At 59.1% G+C, this 11812-nt stretch carries 4 protein-coding genes; 1 reads left to right on the forward strand and 3 read right to left on the reverse strand.

Annotated elements, in window-relative coordinates; genetic code table 11:
• Positions 1-33 precede the first annotated feature (33 nt).
• Positions 34-666, reverse strand: a complete 633-nt coding sequence (locus SynA15127_RS04785) for a tetratricopeptide repeat protein (protein ID WP_186485212.1) — start codon at positions 664-666, stop codon at positions 34-36.
• 11 nt (positions 667-677) lie between these two features.
• Positions 678-3569, reverse strand: coding sequence for a tetratricopeptide repeat protein (locus tag SynA15127_RS04790; protein ID WP_186485213.1), 2892 nt, complete (start codon positions 3567-3569; stop codon positions 678-680).
• A 281-nt stretch (positions 3570-3850) separates the two neighbouring features.
• On the opposite strand from SynA15127_RS04790, the gene SynA15127_RS04795 reads away from it, so the two are divergent.
• Positions 3851-9220 carry a hypothetical protein gene (locus tag SynA15127_RS04795; RefSeq protein WP_186485214.1) on the forward strand — a complete coding sequence of 1790 codons (5370 nt, stop codon included), beginning with the start codon at positions 3851-3853 and terminating at the stop codon, positions 9218-9220.
• On the opposite strand, the gene SynA15127_RS04800 is transcribed toward SynA15127_RS04795, so the two are convergent.
• Positions 9217-11355: a hypothetical protein gene (locus SynA15127_RS04800; RefSeq protein ID WP_186485215.1), complete on the reverse strand. Its 2139-nt coding sequence runs from the start codon at positions 11353-11355 to the stop codon at positions 9217-9219. The two genes, SynA15127_RS04795 and SynA15127_RS04800, sit on opposite strands and share 4 nt — an antisense overlap.
• Positions 11356-11812: the final 457 nt, after the last annotated feature.

Raw genomic sequence — 11812 nt, forward strand, 5'->3', positions numbered from 1 at the left:
TTGAAATTAATATTATATCCTTGTGATTTTGGGTTAGTTACACTGAGCTGCTATCCATTGTCTTGCATCTTGCTGGCCTAGGATTGCTGCTGATCTCCAATCCATACATGCACCACGAAGATCTCCTATGGTTTCTTTGACGATTCCACGATTTCTCCAAGCTGCTGAGTAGCTGGGGCTGATCTGGATTGCTTTATCAAAGTCTTTGATCGCACCTTTCCAGTCCTGCATCGCACCCTTCGTTACACCACGATTGACATATGCGTTCTCAAAGTTTGGATTTAACGAAATTGCTGTGTCGAAATCTTTGAGTGCAAGTTTTATCTTTTGAAGGCTCCCGTAGATTAAACCTCTATTTGAATAAGCTTTGGCGTTTTTCGGGTCTAATTCGATTGATTTTGTATAGCTCTCAAGAGATTCTTCATTCTCTCCCAATTCTTGGAGAGTGCGAGCTCTTCCATAGTGAACTTCAGCCGTGTTTACACCTTGCTCAAGCAGAGCATCGTATATCTCGAAGGCTTTATTGTAATCGCCTTGTTCAATTATGCTGGCAGCGCTTTCTGTCGATATTTCCTCGTTTGCTTTGGCAAAGGATTTGAGTTCAATGGCACTTACCATCAATGAAATACCTAATATGGCGAGAAGTCTCTTGCCAGTTGCTTTCATGTTGGTATTGCTCAGTTTGTGCACTGTTGATTGTGCCATTGCTTGGCATAGTCTATCCCAAGCTCTCCTGCTTTTCTCCAGTCAGAACATGCATTCAACATGTTGCCACTGTACTCATAAGCAATTCCTCTATTTGCATATGCAGTTCCGTAATTTGGATTTGTTTTAATGGCCGTGATGAAATCTTGGATTGCTTCATCGTATTGTTTTTGTTGAATGTAAAGACTGCCTCTGTTGTTGTACGCTTCTGACATTTTTGGGAGTAATCGAATGGCTTCGTTGTAGTCACTCACTGCAGCCTTTGTGTTCCCTAGTGAGGCAAGTAGCAAGCCTCGGTTGTTGTAGATATTTGCTTGTTTGTTATTGATTTTCAGCGATGTCGTGTAGTCTTCTAGCGCTCCTGATTTGTTTCCGAGATCTTCTCTTATTTTTCCTCGATTGGCGTGTGCAGTTGCATGTTCAGGGTTGCGTTTGATGATCTGCGTGTAATCACCTTCTGCTTGAGTTTTTAGTCCAGACTCCTCATTTAATTTTGCTCGGCTGTAAAGAGTTGCCGTGTTGGAAGGATTGATTTTCAGAGCAATTGTAAGGTCGGTAATTGCTTTTTGATTGTCGCCGATTTCGGTGAAAAGGTCTGCCCGCTTAATCCTGCTCCATTCGTTTTTGGGGTCTATTTTGATTGCTTTGTTGAAGTCGTACATCGCCATCTCTTTGTTGCCTTTATTGGCTAGTGCGATTCCTCGAGCGATGTAGGCCCTGTGATCCTTTGGATTCAATTCAATGGCTTTATTATAGTCAAGAACGGCGCTATTGATGTCTCCTGATTTTTCTTTGGCAAACCCACGATTGATGTAGATGCCTGAATCTTTCGGGGTTGTGGATAATGCAATCGTGTAGGAGTTGATTGCTTTGTTGAACTCTCCTCGATTGCTCAGTGTTTCGCCTTTGAGGATTAAATCATTGGTTTGTGTCTTGAATTTGATGGGCTGTGTGCCTGTCTGAGCTCCGATGATTAAGGAGGATGATGTTGCACTCAGAGCGATGGCGTTCGGTCCAAGTTCCACCGTTCTCTGTCCAGCGCTGGCATCGGCTGCGTCTTTCTGAGCGGAGGCGTTCGCAGCGGCCAGTTCCGCGGCTTCCCGCTCAAGTCGCTCGGCCTCTTGTTGTGCAGCGGCCAGTTCCGCGGCTTCCCGCTCAAGTCGCTCGGCCTCTTGTTGTGCAGCGGCCAGTTCCGCGGCTTCCCGCTCAAGTCGCTCGGCCTCTTGTTGTGCAGCGGCCAGTTCCGCGGCTTCCCGCTCAAGTCGCTCGGCCTCTTGTTGTGCAGCGGCCAGTTCCGCGGTTTCCCGCTCAAGTCGCTCGGCCTCTTGTTGTGCAGCGGCCAGTTCCGCGGCTTCCCGCTCCAGGCGCTCCGCCTCCTGTTGTGCAGTGGCCAGTTCCGCGGCTTCCTGCTCCAGGCGCTCAGTCTCTTGTTGTGCAGCGGCCAGTTCCGCGGCTTCCCGCTCCAGGCGCTCAGCCTCTTGTTGTGCAGCGGCCAGCTCAGCGGCTTGCTGCTGGCGGAGTTCCACTTCCTGTTGTGCAGTGGCTAGCTCAGCGGCTTGCTGCTCGCGGCGTTCTGCTTCCTGTTGTGCAGCAGCCAGTTCCGCGGCTTGCTGCTCCAGGCGCTCGGCCTCTTGTTGTGCAGCGGCCAGTTCCGCGGCTTCCCGCTCCAGGTGCTCGGCCTCTTGTTGTGCAGCGGCCAGTTCAGCGGCTTGCTGCTCGCGGCGCTCGGCGTCCTGTTGTGCAGCAGCCAGTTCAGCGGCTTCCTGCTCCAGGCGTTCTGCCTCTTGTTGTGAAGCGGTCAGCTCAGCGGCTTCTCTCTCAACGCGCTCAGCCTCCTGTTGTGCGGCGGCCAGTTCAGTGGCTTCCTGCTCAAGTCGATCGGCCTCTTGTTGTGCAGCGGCCAGTTCAGCAGCTTCCCGCTCAAGGCGATCGGCTTCCTGTTGTGCGGCGGCCAGTTCCGCGGCTTCCTGCTGCAGGCGCTCAGCCTCCTGTTGTGCGGCGGCCAGTTCCGCGGCTTCCCGCTGCAGGCGCTCAGCCTCTTGTTGTGCGGCGGCCAGTTCGGCGGCTTCCTGCTCGCGGCGCTCAGCCTCCTGTTGTGCGGCGGCCAGTTCGGCGGCTTGCTGCTCGCGGCGCTCAGCCTCCTGTTGTGCAGTGGCCAGCTCAGCGGCTTCCCGCTCCAGGCGCTCGGCCTCCTGTTGTGCAGCGGCCAGTTCAGCGGCTTGCTGCTCGCGGCGCTCGGCGTCCTGTTGTGCGGCAGCCAGTTCAGCGGCTTCGCGCTCCAGGCGCTCAGCCTCCTGTTGTGCGGCAGCCAGTTCAGCGGCTTCCCGCTCCAGGCGCTCAGTCTCCTGTTGTGCAGCGGCCAGTTCGGCGGCTTCCCGCTCCAGGCGCTCGGCCTCTTGTTGTGCAGCGGCCAGTTCAGCGGCTTCCCGCTTCAGGCGCTCAGCCTCCTGTTGTGCAGCGGCCAGTTCTGCGGCTTCGCGTTCGGGGCGTTCGTCTTCCTGTTGCGTAGCAGCGACTTTTAATTCGTCGTTCTCAGGGATGGTTGCGGAAACAGCTGCTGCTTCACGGCCGCGATCTTCGGAAGCGAGGACCTGAAGGGATGAACCCTGTCTTGATGGGATATCAGCAACGAACCCGTCGGATTGACGATCTTTTTCTGCCGCGATTGGTCGTTTAGCTACGTCTTGATGACGTTCGGATAGGGCTGTGTCTTCGTTCAATCTCTGAATCTGAGATTGCGAAGTTGAAGAAATCTGTTGATTTGCTTCTTTCTTGCTGATTACGCCGCTATCTGTGCTGCAGCCGGCAAGAAGCGCAAAGCTGAGTGCTGCAAGAATTTGCGATTTGAGCAGGCGAATTCCCATCAGATTTACCTCCGATAGACGAAGGTGCTGAGACAGAGAGCCGACTAACGCTAGGGAGTCTGAACAGGTCTGTCCCTGTCAATCACCCAGTTACTGCTTTGTCACCTTGCTGCCCTAAGCAGGCTTGTCTCCTTTCGGAGACTTTGTTTGGAGTTGTTCGTCTTGAAACTTGTTTGGACGATCGTTGCTAAATTTTGATTGTAATTGGGTTGAACTTCCTGAGGAAAGTTGTCACGACCCGTTGGTGACTCGTCGTCGATCCGGCTCTCTCGTTCCATGCCATGAGTTCCGTGTCATCACTCCGCGTGGTCGGGCATGTGCTCGAAGCCAGGCTTGATGCGTCGCTGGCGCTTCCTTCCCTGAGCCCTGCACCCCTTCTCTCGGGATTCAATCTTCAACGTCTCACCAATCGCGCCGACGACCTCGCCGGCTCGCCAGCCCTTGACTCTCCAGGCCTTGAGAACCTCGATCGCCTTTACGACACAGCCCTTGAGCTGTTGAGCGCTGGTTCTGCACCGTCGGATATCAATGAGGACTCCTGGGTGCTGGAGCTGCGCTTCCGCGGCAGCCGTTCGTCTCTCTTTGATGCCGACGGATCCTGGCTGGGTGATCTCCGTCTGATCGGCTCGGATCAAACGGATCTCTCAGGCTTGATGGTGGCCGCTCTTGCCGAGCCGCAGTCGTTCCTGGATCCGTCGCTCGAGGAGGAGGTCCTGATCCTCCTGCTCAGTCAGTCGATTTCGGATGGGTCCCGTCTGAGTCTGGATTTTGAGGGCGATGGTGAGTTCGATGAGTGGATTGAACCGTTGCGTCTTTCCGAGGCGTTTCAGCCGCTTGACGAACGAAGGGTTGTGCTGGATCCAGCTGTCCTGAACGATTGCGTCGTTGAGGTTCGTGATCCAGATGCCACAGGAGCAGAGCTTTGGAGCGACTGGACGTCTGTGGAACTCACTCAGGCGACAGCCGGCCCCAGCTCTGTGGAGTGGCGCCTTGATTCATCTGAAAACCACGGTCTTTCCGTCATCCCTGCGGACTGGCTCGTTCGTCTGTCCTACGACGACCTTCTCAGCGAGACCATTCGTTCTGCCGATCTTCGCAGCGAAGCCGGTGTTCTTCTCCAGCTCGACATCGTTCTGATCCGTCAGCTTCAAGACGCCCTCCTCAGGGGCGATCTGCAGGCGGCCACGCTGACGCTCGGTCCGGCAGACCGTGTTGATCAGATCTACAGCTTCGATCTGGATGACTATCCCAGCAGTGATGCGCTTGTGACGGCGGTCGGCAGTGCCGACTGGGTCGGAGGACTGGTGGATCGAGAGCTCGGTGTGCTGGCCCTGCAGGACGGAGAGGCGCGTCAGGGTCTTGAGAATTTCCAGGTGGAGCTCCAGTTGCTTCACCCTGGCTCCACCCGAGCTGAGCCCGTCTACAACGTGGCTCGCCTCATGAAGGAGGTGGACGGAATCTGGGAATCCCTGGATGCCGACGGACGCAGTCTGTGGAATGACTGGAGCGGTGGTGCGCTTGAACTCGACCGCTTCGGAGATCAGCGCGACAGGCTCGGATTCTCCGTTGTCGATTCGATTGCGCCGGCCTGGCGCGACTTCCATCCCTGGTTCGGCATTCATGTGCCGATGGACCAGCCCTGGCATGAGCAGCGCACCTCAGAGCGCACTATCGAGATTGACGGCCTTGGCTTTGATGCAGGCGATGACCTGATCGTTCATCTCGTTCTGGACCGTCCGGACGATCCGTTCACGCCGCAGTGGGAGGGCAGCAGTGAAACCTATGTGCTTCTGTTTGACCTCCACACCCTCGATGCTGATGACAACCCGGTCGGGTTGTTGACGACGGATCAGCGGGAGGGTCTGTTTGCGGAGGAACTTGGATCAGGGGCTGATTTGGTTTCCCCTGATCCACGCTTCACCGTGCCGGTGCTGATTCCCTCCGGCGATGCCCTCAACCCGGAACAACTGCTCGCCGAGTTCGCCATCGGCTTGAGCGATTTCATGGCAGCAAAGAATCTGGCGGATTTCGCAACCCCAGGCTTCACACTTTCTCGGGCAACGACCACAACCCGGAACGGCCGCGAGGTCCTCCAGTCCACTCTTGACTTTCCAGCGCCCATTGGCGGTCTCAAACCGTCGGTCAGCCTGCGCACCAGGGTGCTGCCGGACCCCACCAACACAACGGCCTACGAGGCTGCGCGCTCAGGTCATGAGGAGCAGACGTCAGCGGCTCTCCAGGAGCGGGTCAGCAACTACGGCCCGCGCCAGCCCAGATTCCGTATGGCCTGGATCGATCCGGCGTCCGATCTTGAGGCGGCTGACCGCACCATCTCGTTGGTGTTAACGGGACCGGATCCGCTGGCTGCGATCGGCTCCGGTGGAAGCCGCTACCAGGCCGGCGATCTTCTGGTGTTGTTGGATCACCAGGTTGTTGGTCCTGACCACTACGACGTTGTTGTGCGCGATGGCGGTGAGCTCTCCATTGTTCTCAGAGCAGACCAGCCGCAGCGGTTTGCCTCGGGCAGTGTTGTTCAGGTGAGCCTGAGGGATGGCCATGGTTTCATCGACAGCGCTGGCCATCCGGTTCAGGTCGTCGACCGATTGGCGGTGGACAACTGGGGGGCCTGGCAGGGCTATGGCGTCAACCCGACCACGCAGTTGTTCCTGGATCCAGCGGCGAGTCATGTGGATGACGACACCATCCGGCTGTCTTTTCTCTCAGCGGAGCAGCTGAGCCTGGATCCCTCTCGGGCGGTGGTGCCTGAACTGGATGATTTCCGTTTCCAGGCCAGCCGGCCTGGCCGTGACCAGCCCTGGGAGCTTGCGGTCGATCCGACCGCAGGTCTGCGGCTGGAAGGCTCGGATCTGATCTTCTCCCTGGTGGATCCCCTTGCTTCCGATGTCTCCGTAGTGGTCAGCTATGACCCGTTGCTCTCTCGCGACGATGGGGATGATCCGTTCACCAGCACCGCCGGAGTGCCGGTTCAGCCATTCCAGGGCCAGCCGATAGCGAATCGTTCACCGGATCGAGAGGGGCCCTCCCTTCTCCGTGGCGTGGCTTCCGCCAATCGCCTCAGCCTCACGTTCGATGACCCCTCAGGGGTCCAGGTCGGTGATGCACCGCTCGGTGACGACAACCTCCCGTATCCAGGTGATGTGCTGATCGAGGCTCAGCGCTCAGACGGTTCGATGCGGGTGTTGTCGGTCGCATCAATCGCGCTGTCCCACGCGCGTCCGAATCAGCTGGATCTGCAGCTGGAGGAGCGCGTGGAGCCCGGTGATCGGCTGATGCTCAGTTACGAGGGCCGGGATCTCCAGGACGGCGCTGGTCATGTCGCCGTCCTCCGTGACATCCCCATCGTTAACACCACCGTCGATTATCAGAGCGACAACCGTGAAAGCTGGTTTCAGAGCATTGACCTGACTCCCGTCGTCTTCGATGAGATCCCTGGCTCCGGAGGCATGTATCTGCAGGAGAGCGGCAGCCTTTCCACACTGCCCGGAGATGTTCAGATTCAGGACGACTATCTCTTCTCCCTTGATGAGCTGTCGCTGTTGAGGGTGGACCTCACGGATCAGGGCGGTTCAAGCCTGGATGACCCAGGGGACTTCAATCTGGATTTCAGCCTGCAGGACCTGACAACGCAACGGTTGATCGGTGGTGCCTGGAGTGCGGTGGATCATGCCTGGGTGGCGCAGCCCAGCAATGACGAACGACAGGTTGCGTTTGCTCTGCCGGCTGGCGATTACCGGCTGAGCGTTCATCACGCCGAGCTGCAGCGTCAGGGCGAGCAGCCCTATCAACTGGAGCTCACCCACGCCCCCACCAGTCTCAATGCCACTCAGCTAGACACCACCGCTGATGAGCTGACGGTGGCCACAACGGCACCGATGGAGCAGGGGGTGGGCCGGCAGACCGTGTTTGTGGAACTGATGGATTCCGGGCGGTTCACAGCGACGGCTCCGGGTGGTTCGGATGACCTGTTGCTGGAGCTCCATGACCTCAGAGGGTCCTGGCTGACGACGACCTCGGCAGCCCCACTGCAACGTGATCTGCTGCCCGGTTTGTATCGGCTCGAGATCAGCGGCATGGATCCCGCCATGTCGGGCGAGGGACTCAGCCTGACGCTGGATAGCTCATCGCCGATGGTGCTGGATGGCGACAGCCGGGCGCTGCCGAGCGGCTCGATCGCCGTCGACGGCCTGCCGGTGAGCGGAGAGCTGAATCCGCTGGATGCCGACGACTTCTGGACCGTCAACGTGACGGGTGGGGAGATCTACAGCCTGCGGGCCAGCGGCTTTCAGAACGATGTGAATCTGATTGTTGAGGATGCGGAGGGTCACTGGCTGGCCCAGAGCTGGAACTGGGGAGAGCTGCTGGCGGACGGCAGCTTCAGGCCATCCGATGAAACCCTGGTGCTGGATCTGCGCGGCGATGCATTAACCCCCGGTCTCGCCACCCAGCTCACGGTGCGGCCCCAGTTCTGGGGTGACTCCTCCTCCAGTTACAGCCTGCATCTGATCTCTCACGCCACCCTGGAGGAGGCTCAGGCAGAAGCGGCCCGAGGCGTGCGGAAGGATGCCCGCCTGATCGCTGATGCCCAGCTTGATCAGCTGCAGCTGCAACAGCTGACAGCCCTGCAGACGGTGCATTCCGACACCCTGGAGCAGTTGCGGGCTGAATGGAACAGGCAAGGACTGGATCCTTCCGGCAGTGTTCTGGCTGCGGCGACCACCCTGCATCCGCTGTCGGATCCCCAGCCGCTGATGATCAGCACCGCGCTGCCTGAGAGCTTGCCCGAGGAGTTGCGTGCCGAACTGCGACGCAGTGATCCGGCGGTGCTGCGCGAGCAGCAGTCGCAGTGGCAGTTCAACGTCAACCAGGTGGCAGAGCTGATGGTTCAGACCGCTGATCAGGTGGTGGATCTGGTGCCGATCAGCAAACCGCTGGGGGTGAAGGTGGCCTCGCCACAACCTGTCGTGGAGGAGGGGGCAGCGCTCCTCTCGTCATCCAACCGGCTGATGGCTGCAGATGCCGATCTTCCGGCCCTCGAGCAGGCGGATCTCGGCCTGCAGCGCATCGTGATGCCTCTCGATGAAACCAGTCGTCGGGCCTTGCTCGACAATGCTGAGCGATATCGCTCCCTTGTCTGGTACAAAACGCCGGCTCAGGGCGATGCCTGGATCTTCAGCTACGACGATGCCACCGGCACCGGCGCGCGCCTCGAGGACACCGATCCCAACCAGGACGGACCGGATGTGATGGCGATCTACGTGCGTGATGGCGGCCGCGGGGACGACGATGGCCTGGTGAACGGCTCGATCCTCGTTCCTGGGGGACTTGCCTTTGCGCAGCTGGTGGGGGCGGTGCAGGAGCCATTCGATCCGCTGCGTGATGGCCTGGCACTGGCTCGGAACTGGAGCGGAATCAACAGCGGTATGGATCCTGTGATCAGCCCTGCGGCGGCTGAGCTGGATCTGGATGGAAGCGGCGGGATGGAGCCTGTGGATCTTGCCCTGGCTCTGCGGCACGGGTTCGGTACATTCCCAGGCGCCGCATTGACGGAGGACCTTTCCCTCCAGGCCGACATCAGCCTTGAGCAGATCCAGGCTCAGCTGCTGGAGCTGCGGACGGTGGAGTCGATTTAGAAACTCTGCAACTCCAGCAGTTGCTGCCAGATCACGGCCTCCGGACGCTCCACCGGCAGGTCCTGGGTCAGGGCCGAATTCGGGAAGGTGCCGAAACTGAAGCGCAGCAGGATCTCCGCATCCACCTCTCCCACAACGGCATCGCCATCCAGATCGAGGCGTTGCGTATCGATTCCCCCGCCGATCAAGGGATCCGGTGCCGGCCGTTGATCGAGGGCAGCGGCAAGCACCAGATGGTCTGACAAGGGGTTCACAACGGTGTCGCCATCGAAATCCAGGACGCCAGGATCAGGCAGCAGTTGGAGCACGTCGTCATGGAAGGGATCGGCGAATCCGACAACGTCCGCTTGCAGCTGATCGACCACTGAGGAGCTGTCACCACCGGCAACGGCATCGCCCCAGCTGATCACGGAGCCATCGGCGAGCCGGGCAGCGAAGGCTCGATCGTTGGCGATCACCTCGTTCACAGGGGCAGCCAGCGGCTCCATCAGGGTCGGGGAGACACCACCGGATTCGGCGTCTCCCCAGCTCACCACTGAGCCGTCGGTCTTCAGGGCTGTAAAGGCGGCATCAGACGCAGCAAGACTCAGAACATCGCTCTGCAGCTGGCCGCTGACAGTGGAGCTGTCACCCCCGCCGGAGGCATTTCCCCAGCTCACCACCGAGCCATCACGCTTGAGGGCCGCAAAGGCTGTCTCGTTCGCCGTGAGGCTCACCACATCCGCCGCGAGCTGCTCGGTCACGGCATTGCTGTTGCCTCCGGTGTCGGGATGGCCCCAGGTGGCGACGGAACCGTCGTTGCCCAGGGCTGCAAAAGCCTGCGAGCTTGCGGTGATCGTGCTGGCACCAGTCGTGAGGGCCTCGTTGAGCGAAGAGGGCAGGCGTCCTCCGGAGAAGCGATTTCCCCAACTGGTGATGCTGCCGTCCTGCAGCAGAGCGGCGAAGGCGCTGTTGTTGGCGGTGATGGAGGCAACACCGGACGAGAGCTGCTCGGCCACAGGGTTGCTGTTGCCGCCGGCGGCCGGGTTCCCCCAGCTCACCACGGAGCCATCGTCTTTCAGGGCAGCGAAGGCACTGTCGGTGGAGACGATCTCCACCACACCGCTGCTGAGCTCATCGCTGACGGCGCTGCTGTCTCCGCCGGCGCTGTCCCGCCCCCAGGTCACCACGGAACCGTCCTGCTTCAAGGCGGCGAAAGCCGACTGGCTGGCAAAGACCTCGACCACGCCACGCGACAACTGATCTTCGAAGGCGCGGCTGTAGCCGCCGTTGCTGGCATCGCCCCAGCTGACGACGGCACCTGTTTCGGTCACGGCAGCGAAGGCGAAGTCGTTGGAGGCCAGACGCACGACGGCTTCATCCAGATCCGCCAGCAGACTCGGCGGAATCAAGCCACCGCTGCCGCTGTCTCCCCAGCTCACGATGCTGCCATCGGCCTTCAAGGCCGTGAAGGCGCCAGCGCTGGAGAAGATCTGCGCCACATCGCCATGGAGGCGTTCCGCCACCCTGCTGATGTCTCCGCCGCTGTCCGGATCTCCCCAGGCCACCACGGAACCATCCGATTTCAGAGCCGCGAAGGCGGCGCGGTTGCGCTGCTCCTGATCCGTTCTGCCGGGTGAGGCCACCGGCAGAGGCTGTCGCTGAACCAGGGAAGCCTGCTCCACCGGCACCATCTGATCGTCAGCCCACCACAAGCCTTGATCTCGCACGCGGGAGATGGGAACGCTCGATTCATCGACGGCATGCAGAGCTGTCGCGAAACGGATCCCTTCATCACCGGGGGAGTCGTCCGGCTGCAACAGGGCGTCGAGATGATGGCCGAGCTCATGGCTGAGATGCTCCTGCACATCCTCTGCGGAGGCCTGGTTCAACCAGTCGGCACGGAGCAGGATCTGACCCGAGGGATGCTCGCTGTCTGCTGCTGATGCGTAGGCGGCGACAGCCCCGGGCAGGGAGCTGGGGCGGACAACGGAAATGGATGGCAGTGAGGACCACCGTCCCTGGCTCAACGCATCCAGCAGGTGTTGCAGGGAAACCTGATGATCCAACGCCTCCCATGTGCCATCGACGACCTGCAGCAGCCAAGGCTGCGAGTGACTTTGGCTGGCAGAAGCCCAACCTTGAAGCTGCTCCATCCAGCTGGCCAGCATAAGCCGAAACCATTGGCGGCGTTCTGCCGTCAGCAGGGTGTCGTTTAGTTTCACCCAGTCAATCTAATTGCTTTGACTCAAATGAGCATGACGAGGGCAAATCTTTGCGATTGATTGATCCGCTGTCTGTGTGATGGTTTCCAGACTGGTTGCAAACCGGCCGCAGATTGCACGCGTTACAGAATCAATAAAAAGCATGCTTCCAAATATGAGCAAAATATGACCTCCTCCTTTTTATTTTCTTCAGAAGTGTTGAGCATTTCGGTATGAGAGGCTGCTGGCCTGGATCGTTCTGATATCAGGGAGAATGCCTGCGCTGCAGCGGTTCTGGAAGTTGCAATATTCCTGGCAAAATTGCACAGGAAAACTATGCTGAGGTGAGATTCGGGTTACCGACCTTCGGCCTTTGTCGGGGGTCCATGCCTGTCATGCCTCGGTTGTC

The sequence above is a fragment of the Synechococcus sp. A15-127 genome (genome assembly GCF_014280215.1).
Classification (GTDB): Bacteria; Cyanobacteriota; Cyanobacteriia; order PCC-6307; family Cyanobiaceae; genus Parasynechococcus.